The organism is Corynebacterium suedekumii, from assembly GCF_030252185.1.
Lineage (GTDB): Bacteria > Actinomycetota > Actinomycetes > Mycobacteriales > Mycobacteriaceae > Corynebacterium > Corynebacterium suedekumii.
Genome location: NZ_CP126970.1, coordinates 2,602,272 through 2,627,069, shown reverse-complemented (window position 1 = coordinate 2,627,069; position 24,798 = coordinate 2,602,272). Strand labels below are relative to the sequence as shown.

Genomic DNA, 24,798 nt, shown 5'->3' with positions numbered 1-24,798 from the left:
CCGCACCACGGCCCACCCCCGCCACCCCGAGACATCCCGCCCGACACAGGAGGACGAGAATGACCCCGAAGACCACCACCCTGTCGCACCTGGCACAGCTGGCCGGCGGTGAACTCATCGCCGCCGGCGACGGTGACGGTGACCAGGTCATCACCTCGATCGGTCTGGACTCCACCGCCCTGGAACCCGGCGCCCTGTTCGCCGCCCTGCCGGGCACCCGCCGACACGGTGCGGAGTTCGCCCCCGACACCGCCGACACCGCCGTCGCCGTCCTCACGGACCCGGCCGGCCGGGAGATCCTGGCGCAGGCGGGGGAGCAGCGCCCGGTCATCGTCGTCGACGACATCCGGGCCATCCTCGGTGACCTCGCCGCCGAGATCTACGGCCACCCCTCGAGGGAGATGACCGTCATCGGCGTGACGGGAACCTCGGGCAAGACCACGACGAGCTACCTGCTGGAGGCCGGGCTCATGGCCGCCGGCCACACGGTCGGCCTCATCGGCACCACCGGCACCCGCATCAACGGCCGGGCGGTACCCACCAAGTTGACCACCCCGGAGGCACCGACCCTTCAGGCACTGTTCGCCCGCATGCTCGCCGAGGGTGTCACCCACGTGGTCATGGAGGTCTCCTCCCACGCCCTCGAGCTCGGCCGGGTCACCGGCACGGAGTTCGACGTCGCCGGCTTCACCAACCTCTCCCAGGACCACCTGGACTTCCACCCGACGATGGCGGAGTACTTCGAGGCCAAGGCCCGGTTCTTCGATCTGGCCTCACCGGTGGCCGCCCGTCGCGCCGTGGTCTGCGTCGACGACAGCTGGGGTGAGCAGATGGCCGCCCGCGCCACCGACCCGGTCACCGTCAGCACCACCGACGGCGGCTCCGCCGACGTCAAGGCCCGTCAGGTGCACCTGGCACCCACCGGCGCGCAGACCGTCGAGCTCACCCTGCCGGAGCACGCTCCGCTCACCTTCGATCTTCCCCTCCCGGGCGACTTCAACATCGCCAACGCGGCCCTGGCCACGGCGTGTGCCTGGGCGGCCGGGGCTGACCCGGACGCCTTCGTCCGCGGCATCACCGAGGTCGCCGTCCCGGGCCGCATGGAGCGGATCGACGCCGGCCAGGACTTCCTCGCCGTCGTCGACTACGCCCACAAGCCGGCCGCCGTCGCCGCCGTCCTGGACACCCTCCGCGGGCAGATCACCGGCCGCCTCGGCGTCATCGTCGGCGCCGGCGGGGACCGCGACCCGAGCAAGCGGCCCATCATGGGTGCGGAGGCGGCACGCCGCGCCGACCTGGTCATCATCACCGACGACAACCCGCGCAGCGAGGACCCGGCGACCATCCGCGCCGCCGTCGTCGCCGGTGCCCACGACGCCGGCACCGACGCCGAGATCCGTGAGATCGGGGACCGCGCCGCGGCCATCGACGCGCTCATCGCCTGGGCACGACCCGGGGACGGCGTCATCGTCGCCGGCAAGGGACACGAGGTCGGACAGCTGGTCAACGGCGTCGACCACCACTTCGACGACCGCGAGGAAGTCCGCCGCGCACTGGATGAGAGGAACTCATGATCGCCTTCACCCTCGCCGAGATCGCCGAGATCACCGGCGGTGAACTCCACGACGTTCCCGACCCGCAGGCCACCGTCACCGGCACCGTCGAGTTCGACTCCCGGAAGATCACCCCGGGCGGGCTGTTCCTCGCCCTGCCCGGCGCCCGCGTCGACGGCCACGACTACGCCGCCACCGCCGTCGAGCTCGGTGCCGTCGCCGTCCTGGCTGCCCGCCCCGTCGGGGTGCCCGCCATCGTGGTCACCCCCACCGGGCGCACGGACTCCAACGCCGACATCTACGCCCACGACACCGACGGCTCCGCCAAGGCGGTCGTCGACGCCCTCTCCGCCCTGGCCCGCGCCGTGGTCACCGGGCTGCCCGAGCTGACCGTCGTCGGCATCACCGGCTCCGCGGGCAAAACCTCCACCAAGGACCTCGTGGCCTCCGTCCTGCGGTCGGCGGGGGAGACCATCGCCCCGCCCGGTTCCTTCAACAACGAGATCGGCCACCCCTACACCGCACTACGCTGCGACGGGGACACCCGTTTCCTGGTGGCCGAGATGTCCGCCCGCGGCATCGGCCACATCGCCCACCTGGCCACCATCGCGCCACCCCGGATCGGGGCCGTCCTCAACGTCGGCTCCGCCCACCTGGGCGAGTTCGGTTCCCGGGAGAACATCGCCCAGGCGAAGGGGGAGCTCGTCGAGTCCCTCCCGCCGGCGGAGGAGGGTGGCGTGGCCATCCTCAACGCCGACGAACCCTTCGTCGCGGCGATGGCCCCGCGCACCACCGCCCGCGTGGTCACCTACTCCGCGACCACCCCGCCGGCCTCCGGCGTGGACCTGTGGGCCACCGACGTCCGCCTCGACGACGTCGCCCGGGCCTCCTTCCTCCTCCACGCCGGCGGCGCGTCCGCCCCGGTGACGCTGCGGGTGTTCGGCGAGCACCAGGTGTCCAACGCCCTGGCCGCCGCGGCCGTGGGCATCGAGGCGGGTCTGAGCGTGGCCGAGGTCGCTGAGCGGCTCGGCGCCCACGAGAACGCCTCCGCCCACCGCATGGACGTGCGCACCCGCGCCGACGGGGTCACCGTGATCAACGACTCCTACAACGCCAACCCGGACTCCATGCGCGCCGGCATCGCCGCCCTGGCCTACACCGCCGCCGCCCGGCCCCACGCCCGCTCCATCGCCGTCCTCGGCGAGATGAGCGAGCTCGGGCCGGACGCGCAGGAGTCGCACCGCCAGCTCGGTGAGGAGCTCGACCGCTACCGCATCAGCCACCTCATCGCCGTCGTGGACAACCCCAACAGTCGCGCCATGACCGACGAAGCGGCGAACCGGGGTATAACTACGTCAGTCGCAGCCGACGTCGAGGAGGCCACCCGCCTCGTCGAGGACGTGCTGCGCACCCGCCCGGCCGAGCACGACCGAACCGGTAACCCCGGCGACGTCGTACTGGTCAAGGCCTCGAACTCACAGGGGCTGTGGCGGGTGGCAGAGGCACTGCTGGCTGACCGCCGGCACAACCGAGACAGTCTGAAGGGTTCATAGGGGACATACGTCGTGACACAGATCATCATCGCAGGCACGGTCAGCTTCCTCGTCGCCATCTTCCTCACCCCGGTGCTCATCCGGCGGTTCTCCGCCGAGGGCCTGGGGCAGGAGATCCGGGAGGAGGGCCCGAAGTCCCACCTGCGCAAGCGCGGCACCCCGACGATGGGTGGCATCGCCATCCTCGTGGGCATCCTCGTGGCCTACCTCGCGGTCGGCACCTACGGGCTCATCACCGGCACCGGCGGTTTCACCGTCTCCGGCCTGCTGGTCCTCGGCCTGACCCTCGGCCTCGGCGGGCTCGGTTTCGCCGACGACTTCATCAAGCTCTACCTCGGCCGCAACCTCGGCCTGAACAAGAAGGCGAAGCTGCTCGGTCAGCTGGTTCTGGCCATCGCGTTCGGTCTGCTCATCCTCCAGTTCCCGGACGAGCAGGGCCTGACCCCGGGGTCGACGCACCTGTCGTTCATCCGGGACATCGACACCCTCGACATCTCCTTCGGCGGCAGCATCATCGGGATCATCGTGTTCCTGGTGTTCATCTACGTCCTCATCGCCGCCTGGTCGAATGCCGTCAACCTCACCGACGGTCTCGACGGTCTCGCCGCGGGCTCCACCGCCCTGGTCATGGGCGCCTACGGCATCATCACCTTCTGGCAGTTCCGCAACTCCTGCTCCGTGTCCGTCGAGCCGGGCTGCTACTCGGTCCGTGACCCCCTCGACCTGGCCGTCCTCGCCGCCGCCGGCCTCGGGGCCTGCCTCGGCTTCCTGTGGTGGAACGCCGCCCCGGCGAAGATCTTCATGGGTGACACCGGCTCCCTGGCCCTCGGCGGCCTCGTGGCCGGCCTGTCCGTCGCCTCCCGCACGGAACTGCTCATGATCATCGTCGGTGCCCTGTTCGTCATGGAGGCCGCCTCCGTGGTCATCCAGATCATCGTGTTCCGCACCTCCGGACGTCGCTTCTTCCGTATGGCACCGTTCCACCACCACTTCGAGAACGGCGGCTGGGCCGAGACCACTGTCGTCATCCGTTTCTGGCTCATCGCCGCCATGGCCGTGATGATCGGCGTGTCCATCTTCTACGGCGAGTGGCTCTCCGCCACGGGAGTGAGCCTGCGATGAATCCCACCCTCCCCACGGAACTGACCGGCCGCGTGCTCGTGGCCGGCGCCGGCGTCTCCGGTGCCGGCTGCGCCCGACTGCTCTCCGACCTCGGCGTGGACACCGTCGTGGCCGACGACAACGCCGACGCCCTGGCCGCCCTGGTCTCGGCCTGCGGGGGGAGGATCTCCGGTATCGGCGTCGCCGACGCCCGCACCCGGCTGGGGGAGTACTCCCTCGTGGTCACCTCCCCGGGCTGGCGTCCTGACTCACCGCTGCTTGTCGACGCCGCCGCGGCCCACCTCGACGTCATCGGCGACGTCGAGCTCGCCTACCGCCTCGACCGCGCCGAGGTGTTCGGCCCGCCGCGGACGTGGCTCGTGGTTACCGGCACCAACGGCAAGACCACCACCACCGCGATGCTCGCCGCGATGATGACCCAGGCCGCGACCGACTCCGGCCGTCGCGCCGAGGCCGTGGGCAACATCGGTGTCGCCGTCTCCGACGCCCTGGCCGACCCGGACCGCGTCGACGTCCTCGTCGCCGAGCTCTCCAGCTTCCAGCTGCACTGGTCCACCGAACTGACCCCCGACGCCGGTGTCCTGCTCAACCTCGCCGAGGACCACATCGACTGGCACGGCAGCTTCGACGCCTACGCCGACGACAAGGCCCGCGTGCTCACCGGTCCCGTCGCCGTCGCCGGCATCGACGACCCACACGTCCGGTCGCTGTCCGCCGGCATCCGCGGCCTCATCGGCTTCACCCTCGGGGAACCCGCCCGCGGGCAGTTCGGCGTCATCGACGGACGGCTCATCGACCACACCGGTGATGAACCGGTCGAGCTCGCGCCGGTCGAAGGCATCGAACCACCCGGCCCGGCCGGGATCTACGACGCCCTCGCGGCGGCCGCCATCGCCCGCTCCCAGGGAGCGACCCCGGACCACATCGCCGCCGCCCTCGACTCCTTCGCCGTCGCCGGACACCGCGGTCAGATCGTCGCCACCGGAGGCGGGGTCCGCTGGATCGACAACTCCAAGGCCACCAACCCGCACGCGGCGGACGCCGCCCTCGCCGGCCTGGACCGGGTCATCTGGCTGGCCGGCGGGCAGTTGAAGGGCGCGGACGTCACCGACCTCATCACCACCCACGCCCACCGCCTCAAGGCCGTCGGTCTGCTGGGGCAGGACGGGCAGGCCATCGCCACCGCCCTCCGTGATCTCGCGCCCGACGTCCCCGTCGAGATCACCGACCTCACCGACCCGGTCGCCGCGATGGACACCCTCGTCGACCTGGTCACCCCCCACCTCGAGGACGGGGACACGGTCCTCCTGGCGCCGGCCGCCGCCTCCCTGGACATGTACACCGGCATGGGCCAACGCGGAGACCTGTTCACCGCCGCAGCCAGGCGGGTGGCCGGCGCCGCACCCGAACCCGAGGAGTCCTGATGAGCACCGCAGCACCGGAACGTTCCTCCGACCGCACCGCCAGCGGGATGATCTCCGCGGCCCGGGACTGGCTCGAGGCCCGTCCCGGGGCGGACTACTTCATCCTGCGGTCGGTGATCTTCCTGCTCACCGGCATCGGCGTCGTCATGGTGATGTCGTCGTCCATGACCTGGTCGGTCATCGAGGGAAGCACCGTGTGGGGTGCCGCGATCCGGCAGGGCGCGATGGTCGTCGTCGGTCTGGTCGCCTTCTGGATCGCACTGCGGGTGAAACCGCAGACGGTCCGACGCCTCGCCCCGTGGCTGCTGGGCCTCTCGATCATCCTGCTCATCCTGGTGCTCATTCCCGGCATCGGCACCGGCCGCGAGGAGGTCGGCTCCCAATCGTGGATCGTCCTCGGCCCGGTCCGGCTGCAGCCCTCCGAGGTGGCCAAGGTGGCCATCGCCGTGTGGGGCGCCAGCTACCTGTCCGACAAGCCCACTCCCCGCAGCTTCCTGTCCAGTCACTTCACCTGGTTCACCGTCGTCTCGCTGTTCATGTTCGGCCTCATCTTCGCCGAGGATGATCTGGGTATGGCTGTCGCCTTCGCCATGGTCGTCGTGTTGACCCTGCTGTTTGCCGGGGTGGACTTCCGGTGGATCGTCGGTGCGGTCATCGCCGGCGGACTCCTGCTCGCCGGAATCTTCGCCTCGGGTGGTTTCCGCTCCAACCGGTTCCACGTCTACTTCGACGCGCTGTTCGGCCACTTCGACGACACGCGGGGCACCGCCTTCCAGTCCTATCAGGGCTTCCTCTCTCTGGCGGACGGCTCCGCCACCGGCGTCGGCCTGGGCCAGTCCCGCGCCAAGTGGTTCTACCTGCCGGAGGCCAAGAACGACTTCATCTTCGCCGTCATCGGCGAGGAACTCGGCCTGTGGGGCGGAGCCCTGGTCATCGTCCTGTTCATGCTCCTGGGCTACTTCGGGCTGCGGACCGCGATGCGGGCGCAGAACCAGTTCCAGTCCCTCATGGCGGCGACGCTGACCGCCGGTGTGGTCTCCCAGGCGTTCATCAACATCGGCTACGTCATCGGCCTGCTGCCGGTCACCGGCATCCAGCTGCCCATGATCTCCGCGGGCGGTACCTCCGCGATCATCACCCTCGGGTCCATGGGGCTGCTCGCCTCCGTCGCGCGGCACGAGCCTCAGGCCGTGTCCGCCACCCAGTCCTACGGTCGCCCCCTGTTCGACCGGATCTTCTTCCTGCCGGAGCCGACCGTGCCCACCCCGGCCGGCCAGCGCACCCGTCGCCGCGAGGCCGCTCCGGCACCGCGTTCGGCTGGCCCGCGGGAGCGGTTCGGTGAGCCGGTGACTGGTAGCGTCAGGAGAAACCGGCCCCACCACGACAGGAGACGATGACCCATGCCCGACAGCCTGACTGACGGCCCCACCACCGGCCTGTCCGTCGTCGTCGCCGGCGGAGGCACCGCGGGCCACATCGAACCCGCACTCGCCGTCGCCGAGGCGCTCCAGCAGCGGCACGGCGCGACGGTCACCGCCCTGGGCACCACTCGTGGGCTCGAGCGAGATCTTGTCCCGGACCGCGGATTCGACCTGAAGTACATCGACCCGGTGCCCGTGCCCCGTCGCCCCGGCATGGACCTGGTCAAGCTGCCGTGGCGGGTGGTCACCGCCGTCCGCCAGGCGCGCGGCATCCTCCGGGAGGTCGGGGCCGACGCCGTCGTCGGGTTCGGCGGTTACGTCGCCGCCCCGGCGTACCTCGCGGCCCGCTCACTCGGGATCCCCTTCTACGTGCACGAGGCCAACGCCCGGGCGGGCATGGCCAACAAGCTCGGCGTCCGGCTCGGCGGCACCGGTTTCAACGCGGTCGCCGAATCCGGCATGCCGGGTGAGGTGATCGGCATTCCCGTCCGGGCGGATCTGCGTACCGGGGACACCGCGGCCGCCGCCGAACGCGGGCGGACGCAGTGGGGGCTGGATCCGGCCCGGAAGACACTCCTGGTCACCGGGGGTTCCCAGGGCGCGGTCAGCCTCAACAAGGCGGTCGCGGGAGCCGTGGACACCCTCGCCGAGGCGGCCGGGTTCCAGGTGCTGCACGCCTACGGCAAGCGCAACTCCGCCCCGGCCGAACACGAGAACTACGTGGCCCTGCCCTACATCGAGGACATGGCCGCCGCCTACGCCGTCGCTGACCTCATCGTCTGCCGTTCCGGGGCGATGACGGTCGCCGAGGTCACCGCCTCCGGTCTGCCCGCCGTGTACGTGCCGCTGCCGCACGGCAACGGCGAGCAGGCGCTCAACGCCACCGCCGTCGTCGAGGCCGGTGCCGCCCGCCTCATCGCCGACGCCGACCTCACCCCCGACCGCCTCGTCACCGAGGTCACGGAGATCCTCGGGGACGAGGACCGTCTCGCCGGCATGCGGGCCGCTGCCCGTGGACATGCGGCAGGGGACGCGGCGGGACAGCTCGCCGACGTCGTCGCGGCGGGCGTCGACACGCAGCGGCACCCGTAACCACCACCCATTCCCCAAGGAGTCCTGCAGTGACCGACCTGTCCCGCGTCCACCTCATCGGCATCGGCGGATCCGGCATGTCCGGCGTCGCCCGGATCCTGCTCGCCCGGGATTCGGTGGTCACCGGCTCCGACGTCAAGGACTCCCGGCCGGTCCGCGCGCTGCGGTCCATGGGCGCGCACATCGCCGTGGGGCATGACGCCGCCAACCTCGAGCTCGCCGGTGAGCTGCCCACCGTCGTCGTCGTGTCCTTCGCCGCCATCCCGCAGGACAACCCGGAACTGGCCGCCGCGCAGGCCCACGGCATCCCCGTCATCCGCCGTTCGGACCTGCTCGGCGAGCTCATGGCCGGTTACCGGCAGGTGCTCATCGCCGGAACGCACGGCAAGACCTCGACGACCTCCATGGCGGTCGCGGCGATGCAGGCCGCGGGCCTGGATCCCAGCTTCGCCATCGGCGGGCAGCTCAACCGCTCAGGGACTAACGCCCACCACGGCACCGGGGACGCGTTCGTCGCGGAGGCCGACGAGTCGGACGCCTCCCTGCTGCGCTACGCCCCGGACATCGCCGTGGTCACCAACATCGAGCCGGACCACCTCGACTACTTCGGCACCGCGCAGGCCTACCACCAGGTCTTCGAGGACTTCGCCGACCGGCTGACCGATACGGGGCACCTCGTCGTCTGCCTCGACGACGTCCACGCCGCCGCCCTCGGCGAGCGCTGCGTGGAGAAGGGCCTGTCCGTCCTCGGCTACGGCACCACCGACGCCGCGGCCCTGCACCCGCAGGTCCCGCTCGGCGCCGAGATCATCAACACCGAGGTCACGGAGGCGGGCACCGAGGCGCGCGTGCAGATCGACGACCGCGAGATCACCGTCACCCTGCAGATCCCGGGTCAGCACATGGTCCTCAACGGCGCCGGCGCGCTGCTCGCCGGACACCTCGCCGGGGGAGACCTCGACCAGCTGGCCGCCGGGCTCAGCGACTTCAACGGCGTGCGCCGCCGCTTCGAGTACCGCGGCACCGCGTCCGGTGTCCGGGTCTTCGACGACTACGCCCACCATCCCACCGAGGTCACCGCCGTCCTGCAGGCCGCCCGCCAGAAGGTCGACGCCGAGGGCGACGGTGCCCGCGTGATCGTCATCTTCCAGCCGCACCTGTACTCGCGCACCATCGAGTTCGCCGAGGAGTTCGCCGCCGCCCTGTCGCTTGCGGACGCCGCCGTGGTCCTCGAGATCTTCGGCGCCCGGGAAAAGCCCGTCGAAGGTGTGACCTCACGCATCATCACCGACTCCATGACCTGCCCGGTCGTCCACCAGCCGGATTTCTCGGCTGCCGTGGACACCCTGCGCACCCAGGTCCGCCCCGGCGACCTCGTGCTCACCATGGGTGCCGGCGACGTCACGCTCCTGGCCGGTGAGATTCTCACCCAGCTCGACGAGAACCCCCTGTAGGTTCAGTGGCCATGTCGAGAAAGCGTTTAGCGGTCGCCGTCGCCGGCGTCCTGGTGGCGGTGCTCGTCGCCGTCGGCGTCCTCTGGGCGTTCCCCGTGCTCACGGTGCGCACCTACGAGGTCACCGGTGCCGGGTACACCTCCCAGGAGGACATCGTCGCGGCGACCGGCGTGCCCGAGGGTGCCAACCTCGTCCGGGTCGACGCCTCGTCGGCGGCCGCGGGTGTGGTGTCGCTGCCGTGGGTGCGGACCGCGACCGTCGACCGCGGCTGGCCGGACACGCTCGAGGTGACCGTCACCGAACGTCAGGCGGTGCTCTACTCCGTCGAGGACGACGGGGACCACCTCATCGACGAGTCCGGCACGCCCTTCCTCATCGACGTCCCGCCGGAGACCGCCGTGGAGGTCACCGGCGACCAGCGGCAGGAGCCCGCGGTCCTGACCTCGGTGGCCGCCGTCGTCGCGTCGCTGCCGGAGGAGCTGCGGGCCCAGGTGGTGCGGGTGGACATCCCGAGCGCCTACGACATCACCTTCCACCTCCACGACGGCCGGACGGTCTACTGGGGAGCGAACGAGAACAACCACGACAAGGCGCTCGCGATGCAGGCCGTGCTCACCCGCGAGGGGCAGCATTGGAACATCGCCAACCCGGCGATGGTCACCGTCCGCTGAGCCTCGGGTGTGGAGACAAAACCCCAGTTCAACAACCCTAAAGTTGAGGTTGAGGGTGCCGACACGCCCCGAAATGTGCGCTGAAACCGAGACCGGTTCACCCATGATGGAGGAAACCTCGTTACCCACGAATCCCCTCACCCCGAAAGGCGAGACCAGAACTCATGACCTCACCTAACAACTACCTCGCCGTCATCAAGGTCGTCGGTGTCGGCGGCGGTGGCGTCAACGCCGTCAACCGCATGATCGAGGAGGGTCTGAAGGGTGTCGAATTCGTCGCGATCAACACCGATTCCCAGGCCCTGCTGTTCTCCGACGCCGACACCAAGCTCGACATCGGCCGCGAGGCCACCCGTGGCCTCGGCGCCGGCGCCAACCCGGAGGTCGGCCGCACCTCCGCCGAGGACCACAAGTCGGAGATCGAGGAGACCCTCAAGGGTGCCGACATGGTCTTCGTCACCGCCGGCGAGGGCGGTGGCACCGGCACCGGTGCCGCCCCGGTCGTCGCCGGGATCGCCAAGAAGCTCGGCGCACTGACCGTCGGTGTGGTGACCAAGCCGTTCAAGTTCGAGGGCCCGGCCCGAAACCGCAAGGCGGAGGCGGGTATCGAGGAACTCCGCGCCGTGTGTGACACCCTCATCGTCATCCCGAACGACCGCCTCCTGCAGCTCGGCGACGCCTCCCTGTCCATGATGGAGGCCTTCCGCGCCGCCGATGAGGTCCTGCACAACGGTGTCCAGGGCATCACCAACCTCATCGTCACCCCGGGTGTGATCAACGTCGACTTCGCCGACGTCCGCTCCGTCATGACCGACGCCGGCTCCGCCCTCATGGGTGTGGGCTCCGCGCGTGGCGACGACCGCGTCATGTCCGCCACCCTGCAGGCCATCAACTCCCCGCTGCTCGAATCCACCATGGAAGGCGCGAAGGGCCTGCTGCTCTCCGTCGCCGGCGCCTCCGACCTCGGCCTCCTCGAGGTCAACGAGGCCATGTCCACCGTCCAGGAGCAGGCCGACGAGGACGCGAACATCATCTTCGGCACCATCATCGACGACAACCTCGGCGACGAGGTGCGCGTCACCATCGTGGCCACCGGTTTCGACGCCGCGAACAACAACCCGCCGGCCGCCGCCACCCCGGCACCGGCCTCGAGCGCCACCCCGGCGCCGGCCCAGGACGAGCAGCGCGGCCGCCTCTTCGACGACCGTGACTCAGTGTCTGTCACCCCGACCCGCTCCTCCGAGGACGGCGGCCGTCACCACTACCGAGGTTCCTCCTCCGGCAACGGTGGCCTGTTCACCTCCCGCGACGAGCGTCCGGCCGTCGACCGTCGCGAGTCGGATCGCCGGGACTCCCGGGACACCCGGGACAGTGATGATCTGGATGTGCCGGACTTCCTCCGCTGACACAACGGGCTACCCTCTAAGGCATGTCCCAGAGTGCACCGCCCGTCACCACCCGCCCCGTCCGCATGGTGTTCACCACCCGTGCCGGCGGGGCGTCGTCGTCCCCCTACGACTCCTTCAACCTCGGCGACCACGTCGGCGATGACCCGGCCGATGTCGCCGCGAACCGTGCCCGGCTGGCGGACACGGTGGGGCTGGCGCCGGCCGAGATCGTGTGGATGGAGCAGGTCCACTCCAACACCGTCACCGTGGTCGACAGGCCGCAGTCCGGGCCCGTCGAGACCACCGACGCCCTGGTGACCACCACCCCGGGCCTGGCGCTCGCGGTGCTCGTCGCCGACTGCGTGCCGGTCCTGCTCGCCGACCACACCGCCGGGGTCGTCGCGGCGGCCCACGCCGGGCGGATGGGGGCGCGCAACGGCATCATCACCCGCACCGTCGAGAGGATGGTCGAGCTCGGTGCCACCCCGGCCGGCATCCAGGTTCTGCTCGGTCCGGCAGCCTCCGGCCGTCACTATGAGGTACCGGCGGCGATGGCCGCGGACGTCGAGAAGCATCTGCCCGGGTCCCGTACCCGCACCACGCAGGGAACGTGGGGGATCGACGTGCGGGCGGGCCTGATCCGCCAGCTCATGGGCCTCGGCGTCACCGCCATCGAGGCGGACCCGCGCTGCACCATCGAGGACGAGGACTTCTTCTCCTACCGCCGCGAGGGCACCACCGGCCGCCAGGCGGGCCTGGTCTGGCTGACGGGGGCGCGACGATGAGCGACACCCGCACCGACGAGCTCCGCGCCAACCTCGCCGCCGTCCGGGAGCGTATCGACGCCGCCGCACGCGCCGCCCGCCGCGAGGAGAACCAGGTCCGGCTCCTGCCGGTGACCAAGTTCCACCCGGCAGAAGACCTCGCCCACCTCCTCGAGCTCGGCGTGACCGACGTGGCGGAGAACCGCGAGCAGGAGGCGAGGGGTAAGGCCGCCGTGGTGCCCGGCATCCGCATCCACATGATCGGCCAGATCCAGTCGAAGAAGGCCAACTCCGTCGCCCGCTGGGCCGCCGGCGTGCAATCCCTCGATTCCGTCGCGCTCGCGCACGGCCTCGACCGGGGTATGGCGCTGGCCCTCGAACGCGGGGACCGCACCTCCGAGGTGCTGCCGTGCCACCTCCAGCTCTCCGCCGACGGTGACCCGGAGCGTGGGGGAGTGATTGAGAAGGACCTCGACGAGCTCGCCGACGTCGTCGAGGCGGCCGAGCACCTCCACCTCGCGGGCCTCATGGTCGTGCCGCCGCTGGACTCCCGACCGGCCGACATCTTCGCCCGGGCGCGGGAGCTGTGCGAGCACCTGGAGGAGCGTTTCGGGCGCCGGATGGAGCTGTCCGCGGGCATGTCCGGAGACCTCGAACACGCCGTTGCCGCGGGCTCGGACATCGTGCGTGTCGGAACCGGTGTGCTGGGTTCGCGCCCAGTAGCGTAACGGTCAGATTACTGAAGCGAAAAGCACGTGCCAGCTGCATGAACGGTAGACAATCCGGGAGGAACAACGATATGTCCATCATCAAGAACGCCAAGGAGTTCTTCGGCCTTGCTCCGGTCGACATGGAGCACGACGACGCCTACTACGACGACGAGCCGCGCTACGCCTCACACGGCTCCGCCGCCTACGCTCCGGCACGGGACTACGGCTACGAGTACGACCGCTACACCCCGGCCCCGGTGACCCCCGTCCGCGAGGACCGCTCCTACGCGCCGACCATCGTCGCCGTCGAGGTCAGCTCCTACAGCGAGGCCACCGAGATCGGTGAGCCCTTCCGCGACGGCGACGCCGTCGTCTTCGACCTCACCCGCATGGAGGCCGGCGAGAACAAGCGCATCGTCGATTTCGCCGCGGGCCTGTGCTTCGCCCTGCGTGGTCGGATGGTCAACGTCTCCAAGGGCCTGGACACCCCGCGCCGCGTGTTCGCCATCATCCCGGAGTCCGCCGACATCTCGCAGTCCGAGCTGGAGCGCGCCGCCTCCCTGCGATGAGCGCCATGAACCAGGCATGAACTAGGCTCGGTAACCGTGAGTCTGCTTGGTACCGTCCTCTTCCTCATCCTCCGACTGTTCGTGCTGGTCCTCATCGCACGGATAGTCATCGAGATGATTCAGTCCTTCTCCCGGAACTTCCAGCCCCCGCGCTGGTTCTACTACATCGCGGAGCCTCTGTTCGTGATCACGGACCCGCCGGTGAAGGCGCTGCGCCGGGTCATCCCGCCGCTCAAACTGGGCGGTGTGTCCCTGGATGTGTCCGTCATCGTTCTCTTCATCATCGTCATGATCCTGCAGGTCATCGTGCAGGTCGTGTTCTGATCGCCGACCTCCGGCGGGGTGACCCGGCTGGCTCCGGGAGTCAACCTGCGGTAAAGATTTAAGGTGTCTGGTGGTCCGGTCACCCCCGTGGGGCGCTACACTTGGGCCAGCACACAATACAATTGATGAAAATGGATGTGTGGGTCTCCCCGCACCCGCCCCACGGGGCACACTGACACTCGAAGGGAACGCCAATGCCGCTGACACCAGCTGACGTGCACAATGTCGCTTTCAGTAAGCCGCCGATCGGCAAGCGGGGCTACAACGAGGACGAGGTCGACCAGTTCCTGGATCTGGTCGAGGACACCCTGTCCCAGCTGCAGGACGACAATGACGAGCTCCGCGCTGAGGTCGAGGAGCTGCGTTCCGGCAAGGGTGCCGCTGCTCCGGCCGCTGGGGCTGCCGGCACCAGCACCGTCGACGAGTCCGCGATCCGCAAGGAACTCGAGGCGAAGCTGCGCAGCGAGTACGAGACCAAGCTGAGCGACGCCCGCAAGGCCACCGAGAAGGCCGAGGCCGAGGTCAAGACCGCCAAGGCCGACGCCGAGAAGGCCCGCTCCGAGGCCGCCGAGGCGAAGCGCACCCGCCCGGCAGCCGCAGCCGCCCCGGCAGCCGCCGCCGCTCCGGTTGCCGCCGGTGAGTCCGCCTCCGCGGACACCCACATGCAGGCCGCCAAGGTCCTGGGCCTGGCCCAGGAGATGGCCGACCGCCTCACCTCCGAGGCCCAGGCCGAGTCCCGCTCCATGCTCGACGAGGCCCGCGCCGCCGCCGAGAAGCAGCTCGCCGACGCCGACGACCGCTCCAAGAACCAGCTGGCCGACGCCTCCAAGCGCGCCGAGACCCAGCTGACCGAGGCCGACGCCCGCGCCAAGACCCTCGTCTACGACGCGGAGAAGAAGGCCCAGGAGACCACCAACCAGGCCAACTCCCGCGCCGAGGCCCAGATCCGCCAGGCCGAGGAGAAGGCGAACGCCCTCCAGGCTGACGCCGAGCGCAAGCACACCGAGATCATGGCCACCGTCAAGCAGCAGCAGACCGCCCTGGAGACCCGCATCTCCGAGCTGCGCACCTTCGAGCGCGAGTACCGCACCCGCCTGAAGACCCTGCTGCAGTCCCAGCTCGAGGACCTGGAGGCCCGCGGCTCCGCCGCCCCGACCACCGGTCCGAACGACGTCAAGGGCAACTAGCCTCCCGACGTCACCGCAGCACCCGCACTCCCCGCCAGTCACCCGGCGGGGAGTGTTCTGTTGTCAGGTTGGCTCCTGGTTAGCTGTGGTGCCGGGGACGGGGGTATACTTCCCGGCGTACGACAACTTTGAGAGTCACCGCGAGGATCCGGCCATCACCGGGGAGCGTCTCCGGAAGAACAGTCCGCGCACGCGGGCCCAGTAGAACCGGACGGGTGGGACCGTGACAGACCTTCTCCACGGAATGAAGCGGGGCGTCGACAAGCGCCCAAGCAGGGTGGTACCGCGCAGCGAGGCTGCGTCCCTGTGACAGCAGATGTCATTTCGTGAGGAAGGAAACCGCAGTGAGCGCTGCCGAGAACGCCGAGAACACGTCAGGGAAGACCGGGGTCGGAGGGGTCTACCCCCGGGTCGACATGACCGGCGGATCCACCCGCTTCCCCGACATGGAGGAGGTGGTGCTGGACTACTGGAAGCAGGACGGCACCTTCCAGGCCTCCCTGGAGCAGCGTGAGGGGGCCAAGGAGTACGTCTTCTACGACGGGCCGCCCTTCGCCAACGGCCTGCCCCACTACGGGCACCTGCTCACCGGCTACGTCAAGGACATCATCCCGCGTTTCCGCACCATGACCGGCCACCACGTGCCCCGCGTCTTCGGCTGGGACACCCACGGCCTGCCCGCCGAACTGGAGGCGGAGAAGCAGCTCGGCATCACCGACAAAGGCCAGATCGAGGACATGGGCCTGGCCAAGTTCAACGAGTACTGCGCCGAATCCGTCCTGCGCTACACCAGGGAGTGGGAGGAGTACGTCACCCGCCAGGCGCGCTGGGTCGACTTCGACAACGGCTACAAGACCATGGACCCCAGCTACATGGAGTCCGTCATCTGGGCGTTCAAGCAGCTCTACGACAAGGGCCTGATCTACCAGGGCTTCCGCGTCCTGCCGTACTCCTGGGCCGAGCACACCCCGCTGTCGAACCAGGAGACCCGCCTCGACGACTCCTACAAGATGCGCCAGGACCCCACCCTGACCGTCACCTTCCCCGTCAACGGTGCCTTGCCGGGCTCCGCCGGCGAGGGCACCCTCGGCCAGCATCCCGAGCTTGGCGACGCCGCCGCCCTCGCCTGGACCACCACCCCCTGGACCCTGCCGTCCAACCTCGCCCTGGCCGTCCACCCGGACGTCACCTACGTCCTGGTCAAGGTGGGGGAGTCCGGCGCCGCCGATTTCGTCGGCCGCTCCTTCCTGCTGGCCGAGAACCTTGTCGGATCCTTCACCAAGGAACTGGGCAAGGATCACGAGGTGCTGGCCACCTTCACCGGCGACCGCCTCGAGGGCCTGACCTACGAGCCGATCTTCGACTTCTTCGCCGACAACCCCAACTCCTTCCAGATCCTGACCGCCGACTACGTCACCACCGAGGACGGCACCGGCATCGTCCACCAGGCACCCGCCTTCGGTGAGGACGATATGGAGACCTGTAAGCGCTACGGCATCGACCTGGTCATCCCGGTCGACATGGACGGCAAGTTCACCTCCCAGACCCCGCCCTACGAGGGCCAGCTGGTCTTCGACGCCAACAAGGACATCATCCGCGACCTCAAGGCCGCTGGCCGGGTCCTGCGCCACCAGACCATCGAGCACTCCTACCCGCACTCCTGGCGCTCCGGCGAGCCGTTGATCTACATGGCGCTGCCGTCCTGGTTCGTCCGGGTCACCGAGATCCGCGACCGCATGGTCGAGATCAACCACGACGAGACCGAGTGGCTGCCGGAGCACGTGCGCGACGGCCAGTTCGGCAAGTGGCTGGAGAACGCCCGCGACTGGAACATCTCCCGCTCCCGCTACTGGGGATCCCCGATCCCGGTGTGGGTCTCCGACAACGACGAGTACCCGCGTGTCGACGTCTACGGCTCCCTCGATGAGCTCGAGGCCGACTTCGGCGTGCGCCCGACCTCCCTGCACCGCCCCTACATCGACGAGCTGACCCGCCCGAACCCGGATGATCCGACCGGTCAGTCGACCATGCGCCGCGTCCCGGACGTCCTCGACGTGTGGTTCGACTCCGGCTCCATGCCGTTCGCCCAGTTCCACTACCCCTTCGAGAACAAGGAGTTCTTCGAGGAGCACAACCCGGCCGACTTCATCGTCGAGTACATCGGCCAGACCCGCGGCTGGTTCTACCTGCTGCACGTGCTCTCCGTCGGCCTGTTCGACCGCCCCGCGTTCAAGAAGGTCGTCGCCCACGGCATCGTCCTCGGCGACGACGGCCAGAAGATGTCCAAGTCCAAGGGCAACTACCCCAACGTCAACGAGGTCTTCGACCGCGACGGCTCCGACGCCATGCGCTGGTTCCTCATGTCCTCGCCGATCCTGCGCGGCGGTAACCTCATCGTCACCGAGCAGGGCATCCGCGACGGCGTGCGCCAGGCACTCTTGCCGATCTGGAACGCCTACTCCTTCCTGCAGCTGTACTCCTCGACGCCGGCCGAATGGTCCGTCGACTCCACCGACGTGCTCGACCGCTACATCCTGGCCAAGCTGCACGACCTGGTGGCCACCGTCCGCACCGCCCTGGACGACACCGACATCGCCGACGCCACCGACGCCGTCCGCCAGTTCGCCGACGCCCTGACCAACTGGTACGTGCGCCGCTCCCGCGACCGCTTCTGGGCCGGCGACGACGCCCACCCGGAGGCCTTCAACACCCTCTACACCGTCCTCGAGGTGCTCACCCGCGTCACCGCCCCGCTGCTGCCGATGACCTCGGAGGTCATCTGGCGGGGCCTGACCGGTGAACGCTCCGTCCACCTGGCCGACTTCCCGGTGGCCGAGGACTTCCCGGCCGACGCCGACCTGGTCGCCGCCATGGACGCCACCCGTGGCGTCTGCTCCGCGGCCTCCTCGGTGCGCAAGGCCCACAAGCTGCGCAACCGCCTGCCGCTGCCGGCCCTGACGGTCGCGCTGCCCGACGCGGAGCAGCTCGCCCCCTTCGCCGGCATCATCCGCGACGAGGTCAACGTCAAGGATGTGGAGCTGACCAGCGACGTCGACTCCGTCGGCACCTTCGACGTGGTGGTCAACGCCAAGGTCGCCGGACCCCGCCTGGGCAGGGACGTCCAGCGCGTGATCAAGGCCGTCAAGGCCGGCAACTACGAGCGCGTCGGCGACACGGTCGTCGCCGATGGCATCGAGCTGAACGCCGAGGAGTACACCGAGCGTCTCGTCGCCGCCGACCCGGACTCCACCGCACGCATCGACGGCCTCGACGGGCTCGTCGTCCTCGACATGACCCTGACCGAGGAACTCGAGGCCGAGGGCTGGGCGGCGGACGTCATCCGCGGCCTGCAGGACGCCCGCAAGGCCACCGGCCTGGAAGTCTCCGACCGGATCACCGTCGAGCTCTCCGTGCCGGCGGACAAGGAGGAGTGGGCGAAGCGCCACCGCGACCTCATCGCCGGTGAGGTCCTCGCCGTCGCCCTCGAGGTGACCACCGAGCCGCTCGCCGGCTCCGGGGCCACCGCGGTCACCGTCCATGACGTCGTCGCGGGTGTCACCGCCACCGTGGAGAAGGCCACCCAGTAGCCTGACCGGTGTGATGAGGATCCCCAGCCCCGGGACGGGCATCGCGGCACCCGCCGTGATGCTCGCCTCGGGGCTGAGCCTGTATGCGGGGGCCGCGGTGGCCGTCGGGCTGTTCGATGCGCTCCCACCGGTCATCGTCGCCTGGTTCCGCATCTCCGCCGCCGCGGTCATCCTGCTCGTGCTCGTCAGACCCGGCGTGCAGGAGTTCCTCGGGCGCAGCGGGGCACAGGCGGCGGTGTACGGCATCGCCACCATGGGCATGAACATGAGCTTCTACGAGGCCATCGCCCGCCTGCCCCTGGGCACGGCCGTGGCAGTGGAGTTCCTCGGCCCCGTGCTCGTCGCCGCCCTGGGATCCCGCAACGTCCGCGACTGGGTGGCGCTCGTCCTGGCGCTGGCCGGAGTGGTGGTCATCTCCGGGGCGGTGTGGTCGACCTCGGCCGACGGCCTGTTCTTCGCGCTGCTGGCCGGTGGCCTGTGGGCGGTCTACATCGTCGTGGGCACCCGGATCGTCGGCGGATCCACCAGTCCGCGCAAGTCCATGACCGTCGGGTTCAGCATTGCGGCGCTCCTCGCCCTGCCCGTCATGGTCGCCCTGTGGCCGGACGCCGTGGTCACCGCGGAGGGTGTCACCCTGCCGGCCACCCAGCTGCTGGCCCTGGCGCTCGGCCTGGGCGTGCTGTCCGCAGTCATCCCGTACTCCCTCGACCAGGTGGTCATGCGGATGGCCGGGGCCAGCTACTTCGCCCTGCTCCAGGCCCTGCTGCCGGTGACCGCCGCCCTCCTGGGCGCGGTGGCGCTGGGGCAGTGGCTGTCGGTGCCGGAGATCATCGGCATCGTCCTCGTCGTCGCGGCAGTGGCGCTGCGCCGTCCATGACGGTGTTAGCCTAAATTCGGGCCCATGACCCCAGGAGACGACCTGTCCGGGCGCATCCGCCCGCTGCTGCCGTCCGACCGGACGGTGACCGAGAAGAACATGTTCGGCGGGCGGGTGTCCTCGTCGAGGGCCACATCGCGGTGAGCGCGGGCCGGCCGAGGGGGCCCGGGTGGCTCACCGTCGACGGAGGGCATGGCGACGACGCGGCGCTGAGGGAGTGGGTGGGCATCGGTGTGGAGGCCGCCGGTTAACCTGGAGGGCATGCAACGCTGGGTCCTCCACATCGACATGGACGCGTTCTACGCCTCCGTCGAGCAGCTGACCCGGCCGACCCTGCGGGGCCGTCCTGTCCTGGTGGCGGGGGTGTCGGGTAGGGGAGTGGTCGCCGGGGCGAGCTATGAGGCCCGGAAGTTCGGGGCCCGCTCGGCGATGCCCACCCAGCGCGCGGCCCGCCTCGTCGGGTACTCGGCGGTGCTGGTGTCGCCGCGGCGGTCGGTGTATGTGGCGGCGTCGCAACGCGTGTTCGAGCTCATCGCCACGAAGGTGGATGTGGTGGAGCAGCTGTCCATCGATGAGGCGTTCATGGAGCCGGCGGAGCTCGTCGGCGCCGGTCCCGACGAGGTCCGCGCGTGGGCCGATGATCTGCGTCGGCTGATCCGGGAGGAGACCGGCCTGCCCAGTTCGATCGGGGCGGGCGCGGGCAAGCAGTTCGCCAAGATCGGTTCCGGCCAGGCGAAACCTGACGGCACGTGGGTCATCCCGCAGGACAGGCAGCTGGCGATGCTGCATCCGCTCGACGTCGGCGAACTGTGGGGCGTCGGCCCGGTGACGCAGCAGAAGCTCTCCCAGATCGGCATCGAGACGATCGGGGATCTCGCCGCCATGAGCGAGAAGGAGGTGACCATCTCCCTCGGTGGCACCATCGGGCCGATGCTGTGGCAGCTGGCCCGCGGCATCGACGACCGCCCCGTCGCCCCGCGCGCCGAGGCGAAACAGATCTCCGCCGAATACACCTACCCGCGTGACCTCACCACGCGCGCCGAGGTCGACGCCGCGATCAACCGCGCCGTCGATGCCGCGCACCGTCGCCTGCTTGTCGACGGCCGCGGCTCCCGCACCATCAGCGTCAAACTCAAGATGGCGGACTTCCACACCGAATCCCGCTCCACCACCCTCAGCTACGCCACCGACGACATCGAGACCCTGCGTGCGGCCGCCTTCCGGCTGGTCCGCTACCCGGATTCCGTCGGCCCGATCCGGCTGGTCGGCGTCGGCTTCTCCGGCCTGGCGGAGGCCCGGCAGGACGTGCTCTTCCCCGAACTGGACCGGCAGATCATCACCACCAACCGGGCGGTGGACGACGACTTCGAGACCGGTGTCAGCGACCACGCCGGCCAGCCCACCGTCACCGAGGTCGTCGCCTCCGCCGAGGACCGTGGCCCCGACGGGTGGCGGGCCACCCAGGACGTCGAGCACCCCGAGTACGGGCACGGCTGGATCCAGGGCACCGGCCACGGCATCGTCTCCGTGCGCTTTGAGACCCGCGCCACCGGCCCCGGAAAGACCCGCACCTTCACCGTCGACGACCCCGACCTCACCCCGGCGGACCCGCTTCGGAGCCTCGCCTGGGACGACTGGCTCGCCCGCCGGGACGCTACAGAAGATCCGTGACCGGAGTCTCCGTGGCCAGGGCGACCGTCAGCGCGATCCGCGCCTGCCCCGGGCGCAGGTAGCCGGCGCCCACAGCACCACGTTCCGCGAGCGTCGCCCCACCGCCGGTGCCGCCGTACGCCAGGGTCACCGGGCCCGAGGGCACCCGCGTGCTCACCACCACCGGAATCCCGGCGGCCAGGGCATCGGCCACGCCCTCACCCATGCCGGGGCCGATGTTGCCCGAGCCCAGGGCCTCGACGACGATGCCGGCGGCGCCGGCGGCAACGGCGGCGTCGACAAGCTCCCGGCCCGCCCCCGGCCACGCCGCGATGACGGGGACGAGGCGGCCCGCGAGCGGCGCGACCGCCACCGCCGGCGGGCGGACAACCTCGCGCGGGGTGATGGAGATGAACCCGTCCAGCTCCGAGGTGTGCCGCTTGACCGCACCCCGGGCCGGGATGGTCCAGCCACCGAACGCGATGAGCACCCCCTGCCGGCGCGCCAACGGATCAGCGGCCAGCCGGACCGCCTCACTGAGGTTGCCCGGGCCGTCCGAGGACGGATGGTCGAAGGCCCGCTGCGCGCCGGTGAGCACCACCGGGCGGTCGTCGCCGTGGAAGCAGTCCAACGCCAGGGCCGTGTCCTCCATGGAGTCCGTGCCGTGGGTGATCACCACCCCGTCGACATCCTCGCTGGCCAGCTCCTCGTGCACGGCGGCGACCAGCTCATCCAGATCCGACAGGGTGATCGCCGAGGAGTCGAGCCGCGTCAGGTCACGGACCGTGACGGTGACATGGTCCGGCAGCGTGTCCTGCACGGCCGCAACCAGGTCCGGGCCGGTGACCGTGGGTCGCAGGACCCCGTTGTCGTCCGTGGTGCAGGCGATCGTGCCGCCGGTGGTGAGCAGGGTGATGCGGGTCATGGGCACCAGACTGCCACAGCACCCGTGTACGATGTGTCCGGATACCGTCTGAAGATCAGAGGAGATGTTCCCGTGAAGCTGACCAAGATCACCGCGCTGACCGCCACCCTGGGTGCCGCGCTGGCTCTGACCGCCTGCTCCGGCGGTGACGAGGGCACCGACGGGACCACCGCCGCCACCGAGACCGCGGCCACCGGCGCCGAGGACACCTCCGCCGCGGCCGCGCCTGCCCTACCGACCGCCGACGAGCTCAACGCCGTCCTCGCCCGCGCCACCGACCCCAACGTCCCGGTGGAGGAGAAGGTCAACACCGTCCAGGGCGGCGAGACCGCGCCGGAACTGTTCGAGACCATGACCGCCTCCCAGGCTGAGTCGGGTGCCGAGTTCCAGGTGGTCAACCCGGTCCTCCCGGGCTACACCCCCGACTCCGTCCTGGCGTCCGTCAACTTCACCCTCCCGGACCAGCCAGCCCAGCCGGCGGAGAACGTCGAGTTCGTCTACGAGGACGACACCTGGAAGCTGTCCCAGTCCTGGGCCTGCACCCTGATCACCAACACCGTCTCGCCGGAGCAGGTCCCGGAGATGTGCATGGAGTTCGCCCCGGCACCGGCACCCGCAGAGGGTGAGGCCCCGGCTCCGGCCCCGGCCGAGGCGCCCGCTGAAGCTCCGGCCCAGTAGTTTTCCGCCCCTGCCCGGAAACCCCAATTCGACATCACCAATCAATCGAGAGCCCGCCGGCTGTCACCCGATTGATTGGGGAAGCGGAATTGGGGTTTCTTGCGCGTGTGGGGGCCGTGACCCCGTTGCCCTAGTCGTCCCGGCGCCCCGGCAGAGTGAGGACCTTGCCGCGGCCGTCGGTGCGCACCGCCCACCGGCGGCGGATCCACCGGTCGTGGGTGGCCATGAGCACCGTGCCCGGGAAGTGGACGAGCGCCTCCTCCAGTTCCTCGGCGAGGGCGAGGGAGAGGTGGTTGGTGGGCTCGTCGAGCAGCAGGATGTCCGGCGGGGACGCCAGGATGATGCCCAGGGAGACGCGTCGCCGCTGCCCCAGGGAGAGTTCACCCAGGGGACGGGCGGCGGTCTCCTCGTTCATCAGGCCCATGTCGGTGAGGGAGGGGGAGCCGGCGGGGACCTGTGCCTCGTAGATGTCGATGGCGGGGGTGTCCAGGTCGATCCATTCGTCGTCCTGGCTCAGGCGGGTGATGCGGACCTCCTCGGGGATGCGCAGCAGCCCCTCGGTGACCTCACGCTGGCCGGTGATGGCGGCGAGCAGGGTGGACTTGCCGGCACCGTTGGGGCCCTCGATGAGCCAGTGGTCGCCGGGTTGGACGGTGAGGGTGAGGGGCCCGAGGCGGTCGGCGACCTCCATGTCGCGGGCGACCACGGCCGGCTCGCCGAGGGAGGCCAGCGTGGTGTGCTCGGGGATGCCGTGGAAGCGCAGGCGGGCCGGGGAGCGGGGATCTCGTCGCGTTCGAGCGCCTCCAGCCGGTTGCGGGCGGAGCGCAGGCGGTTGCCCAGGGTCTTGGCGGCCCGGTCGGCGGAGTATTTCGCGGCGATCCGGGACTCGGACTTGGCCGTGTCGCTGTGGAAGATGTCGGTCTCGCCGACCGCGGTGGCCTTCTCCAGGCGGATGCGTTCGTGTTCCTGGGCGGCGTAGAGCTCCTCCCAGCGGCGGCGGATGTCCTCGCGGGACTCCAGGTAGTCGGTGAAGGAGCCGGTGAACTGGGTGCCCTGGCGGGTGTCCTCGCCGGAGCCGCCCTCGGCACCGAGGCCGGGGTCGAGGTCGACGAGGGAGTCGGCGACCTTGTCCAGGAAGTAGCGGTCGTGGCTGGCCACGAGGACCGGACCGCGGAAGGAGGTGAGTTCGGCGATGAGGAAGTCGACGCCGTCGTCGTCGAGGTGGTTGGTCGGCTCATCGAGGACGAGGCCGTCGACGGGGCGCAGCAGCAGGGCGGCGAGGGCGAAGCGGCGGCGTTGTCCGCCGGACATCTCCCCGAGGGTGGTGTCCAGGGGGACGTTCGCCAGGCCGAGGCCGGCGAGCACCGTGGCGATCCGGGAATCCAGTTCCCACACGCCTGACTGTTCGGCCTGGGCGAGGGCGGTGTCGAACTGCTCGGCCAGGCGCGGGTTGTCCGGTTCGGTGGCCATGCGGGCGGAGACGTCCTCGATGGTCTGTTCCACGGCGCGCAGTTCCGCCACCGCGATGTCGATGAGTGCGGAGGCGGGTTCAGTGAACGCGAGGTCGGTCTCCTGGGTGATGAACCCGGTGGTCGGCGGGGTGGTGACGAATCCGACGTCGGGTTCCAGGTCGCCGGCGATGAGCCCCAGGAGGGTGGATTTGCCGGAGCCGTTCTCACCGATGAGGCCGGTGACGTGCTCGGCGGGGACGGCGAAGGTGATGTCGGTGAGGACCCGGCGGGCGGTGCCCGGGTAGGTGAAACTGACACCGTCAATCTTGAGGTGGTGGGGTGAGGGGGTCATGGTGATCCTTCGGTGCGAACTGGCGTCGGGGCAGGCGGGGCGGCGT

19 protein-coding genes and 1 pseudogene are annotated in these 24,798 nt (G+C 70.1%); 18 read left to right on the top strand and 2 right to left on the bottom strand.

The window, feature by feature from the left end; all coding sequences use genetic code 11:
• The first annotated feature begins 59 nt into the window (after nt 1-59).
• The 17 genes from QP029_RS13105 (at nt 60) to QP029_RS13025 (ending at nt 21,367) form a co-directional block, all read left to right on the top strand.
• Nucleotides 60-1,574, top strand: coding sequence for a UDP-N-acetylmuramoyl-L-alanyl-D-glutamate--2,6-diaminopimelate ligase (locus QP029_RS13105; RefSeq protein ID WP_284874695.1), 1,515 nt, complete (start codon nt 60-62; stop codon nt 1,572-1,574).
• Complete coding sequence (locus QP029_RS13100; RefSeq protein WP_284874694.1) at nt 1,571-3,106, top strand: UDP-N-acetylmuramoyl-tripeptide--D-alanyl-D-alanine ligase; 1,536 nt, start codon at nt 1,571-1,573, stop codon at nt 3,104-3,106. Before QP029_RS13105 ends, QP029_RS13100 begins: the two co-directional genes overlap by 4 nt.
• A 12-nt stretch (nt 3,107-3,118) precedes the next feature.
• A complete protein-coding gene (gene mraY / locus QP029_RS13095) occupies nt 3,119-4,228 on the top strand; it encodes a phospho-N-acetylmuramoyl-pentapeptide-transferase (RefSeq protein ID WP_284874693.1) in 1,110 nt (369 codons plus the stop codon).
• Entirely contained in the window at nt 4,225-5,652 is a 1,428-nt protein-coding gene (gene murD / locus QP029_RS13090; protein WP_284874692.1) for a UDP-N-acetylmuramoyl-L-alanine--D-glutamate ligase, read from the top strand. Before mraY ends, murD begins: the two co-directional genes overlap by 4 nt.
• Nucleotides 5,652-7,049 (top strand): FtsW/RodA/SpoVE family cell cycle protein, encoded by a 1,398-nt coding sequence (locus QP029_RS13085; RefSeq protein ID WP_432418686.1) that lies wholly within the window; start codon nt 5,652-5,654, stop codon nt 7,047-7,049. The genes murD and QP029_RS13085 overlap by 1 nt, the downstream gene beginning before the upstream one ends.
• A 3-nt stretch (nt 7,050-7,052) precedes the next feature.
• Nucleotides 7,053-8,165 carry an undecaprenyldiphospho-muramoylpentapeptide beta-N-acetylglucosaminyltransferase gene (gene murG, locus QP029_RS13080; protein ID WP_284874691.1) on the top strand — a complete coding sequence of 371 codons (1,113 nt, stop codon included), beginning with the start codon at nt 7,053-7,055 and terminating at the stop codon, nt 8,163-8,165.
• Nucleotides 8,166-8,242: 77 nt separating this feature from the next.
• Nucleotides 8,243-9,619 (top strand): UDP-N-acetylmuramate--L-alanine ligase, encoded by a 1,377-nt coding sequence (murC, locus tag QP029_RS13075; RefSeq protein WP_284876260.1) that lies wholly within the window; start codon nt 8,243-8,245, stop codon nt 9,617-9,619.
• A gap of 11 nt (nt 9,620-9,630) precedes the next feature.
• On the top strand, nt 9,631-10,290 hold the full coding sequence (locus tag QP029_RS13070; protein WP_284874690.1) for a cell division protein FtsQ/DivIB: 660 nt from the start codon (nt 9,631-9,633) through the stop codon (nt 10,288-10,290).
• 164 nt (nt 10,291-10,454) lie between these two features.
• The gene (ftsZ, locus tag QP029_RS13065) at nt 10,455-11,696 is read left to right on the top strand and encodes a cell division protein FtsZ (RefSeq protein ID WP_284874689.1); all 1,242 of its coding nucleotides are present in this window, start codon (nt 10,455-10,457) and stop codon (nt 11,694-11,696) included.
• A 23-nt stretch (nt 11,697-11,719) separates the two neighbouring features.
• Nucleotides 11,720-12,463, top strand: a complete 744-nt coding sequence (gene pgeF, locus QP029_RS13060; protein WP_284874688.1) for a peptidoglycan editing factor PgeF — start codon at nt 11,720-11,722, stop codon at nt 12,461-12,463.
• Entirely contained in the window at nt 12,460-13,170 is a 711-nt protein-coding gene (locus tag QP029_RS13055) for a YggS family pyridoxal phosphate-dependent enzyme (RefSeq protein WP_284874687.1), read from the top strand. Before pgeF ends, QP029_RS13055 begins: the two co-directional genes overlap by 4 nt.
• A 71-nt stretch (nt 13,171-13,241) precedes the next feature.
• A complete protein-coding gene (locus QP029_RS13050; protein WP_284874686.1) occupies nt 13,242-13,721 on the top strand; it encodes a cell division protein SepF in 480 nt (159 codons plus the stop codon).
• Between the two features lie 36 nt (nt 13,722-13,757).
• On the top strand, nt 13,758-14,045 hold the full coding sequence (locus QP029_RS13045; protein ID WP_284874685.1) for a YggT family protein: 288 nt from the start codon (nt 13,758-13,760) through the stop codon (nt 14,043-14,045).
• A 194-nt stretch (nt 14,046-14,239) separates the two neighbouring features.
• Nucleotides 14,240-15,232 (top strand): DivIVA domain-containing protein, encoded by a 993-nt coding sequence (locus QP029_RS13040; RefSeq protein ID WP_284874684.1) that lies wholly within the window; start codon nt 14,240-14,242, stop codon nt 15,230-15,232.
• Nucleotides 15,233-15,648: 416 nt separating this feature from the next.
• Nucleotides 15,649-18,819, top strand: coding sequence for an isoleucine--tRNA ligase (ileS, locus tag QP029_RS13035; protein ID WP_284876259.1), 3,171 nt, complete (start codon nt 15,649-15,651; stop codon nt 18,817-18,819).
• Nucleotides 18,820-18,832: 13 nt separating this feature from the next.
• Nucleotides 18,833-19,696, top strand: coding sequence for an EamA family transporter (locus QP029_RS13030; RefSeq protein WP_284874683.1), 864 nt, complete (start codon nt 18,833-18,835; stop codon nt 19,694-19,696).
• A gap of 261 nt (nt 19,697-19,957) precedes the next feature.
• Nucleotides 19,958-21,367, top strand: a complete 1,410-nt coding sequence (locus QP029_RS13025) for a DNA polymerase IV (protein ID WP_284874682.1) — start codon at nt 19,958-19,960, stop codon at nt 21,365-21,367.
• Here the strand turns inward: QP029_RS13025 and QP029_RS13020 are convergent.
• Complete coding sequence (locus tag QP029_RS13020; RefSeq protein ID WP_284874681.1) at nt 21,351-22,271, bottom strand: asparaginase; 921 nt, start codon at nt 22,269-22,271, stop codon at nt 21,351-21,353. The two genes, QP029_RS13025 and QP029_RS13020, sit on opposite strands and share 17 nt — an antisense overlap.
• A gap of 72 nt (nt 22,272-22,343) precedes the next feature.
• On the opposite strand from QP029_RS13020, the gene QP029_RS13015 reads away from it, so the two are divergent.
• Entirely contained in the window at nt 22,344-22,949 is a 606-nt protein-coding gene (locus QP029_RS13015; protein WP_284874680.1) for a WKL family lipoprotein, read from the top strand.
• A gap of 130 nt (nt 22,950-23,079) precedes the next feature.
• Here QP029_RS13015 and QP029_RS13010 read toward each other — a convergent pair.
• A pseudogene (locus tag QP029_RS13010) lies at nt 23,080-24,752 on the bottom strand (ABC-F family ATP-binding cassette domain-containing protein).
• Nucleotides 24,753-24,798 lie beyond the last annotated feature (46 nt).

What these genes read in the sequence shown, in the direction of transcription:
- QP029_RS13105 (WP_284874695.1), top strand. Translation starts at nt 60, where the DNA reads ATGACCCCGAAGACCACCACCCTGTCGCACCTGGCACAGCTGGCCGGC.
- QP029_RS13100 (WP_284874694.1), top strand. Translation starts at nt 1,571, where the DNA reads ATGATCGCCTTCACCCTCGCCGAGATCGCCGAGATCACCGGCGGTGAA.
- murD (WP_284874692.1), top strand. Translation starts at nt 4,225, where the DNA reads ATGAATCCCACCCTCCCCACGGAACTGACCGGCCGCGTGCTCGTGGCC.
- QP029_RS13085 (WP_432418686.1), top strand. Translation starts at nt 5,652, where the DNA reads ATGAGCACCGCAGCACCGGAACGTTCCTCCGACCGCACCGCCAGCGGG.
- murG (WP_284874691.1), top strand. Translation starts at nt 7,053, where the DNA reads ATGCCCGACAGCCTGACTGACGGCCCCACCACCGGCCTGTCCGTCGTC.
- murC (WP_284876260.1), top strand. Translation starts at nt 8,243, where the DNA reads ATGTCCGGCGTCGCCCGGATCCTGCTCGCCCGGGATTCGGTGGTCACC.
- QP029_RS13070 (WP_284874690.1), top strand. Translation starts at nt 9,631, where the DNA reads ATGTCGAGAAAGCGTTTAGCGGTCGCCGTCGCCGGCGTCCTGGTGGCG.
- ftsZ (WP_284874689.1), top strand. Translation starts at nt 10,455, where the DNA reads ATGACCTCACCTAACAACTACCTCGCCGTCATCAAGGTCGTCGGTGTC.
- pgeF (WP_284874688.1), top strand. Translation starts at nt 11,720, where the DNA reads ATGTCCCAGAGTGCACCGCCCGTCACCACCCGCCCCGTCCGCATGGTG.
- QP029_RS13055 (WP_284874687.1), top strand. Translation starts at nt 12,460, where the DNA reads ATGAGCGACACCCGCACCGACGAGCTCCGCGCCAACCTCGCCGCCGTC.
- QP029_RS13050 (WP_284874686.1), top strand. Translation starts at nt 13,242, where the DNA reads ATGTCCATCATCAAGAACGCCAAGGAGTTCTTCGGCCTTGCTCCGGTC.
- QP029_RS13040 (WP_284874684.1), top strand. Translation starts at nt 14,240, where the DNA reads ATGCCGCTGACACCAGCTGACGTGCACAATGTCGCTTTCAGTAAGCCG.
- ileS (WP_284876259.1), top strand. Translation starts at nt 15,649, where the DNA reads ATGACCGGCGGATCCACCCGCTTCCCCGACATGGAGGAGGTGGTGCTG.
- QP029_RS13030 (WP_284874683.1), top strand. Translation starts at nt 18,833, where the DNA reads ATGAGGATCCCCAGCCCCGGGACGGGCATCGCGGCACCCGCCGTGATG.
- QP029_RS13025 (WP_284874682.1), top strand. Translation starts at nt 19,958, where the DNA reads ATGCAACGCTGGGTCCTCCACATCGACATGGACGCGTTCTACGCCTCC.
- QP029_RS13020 (WP_284874681.1), bottom strand. Translation starts at nt 22,271, where the DNA reads ATGACCCGCATCACCCTGCTCACCACCGGCGGCACGATCGCCTGCACC.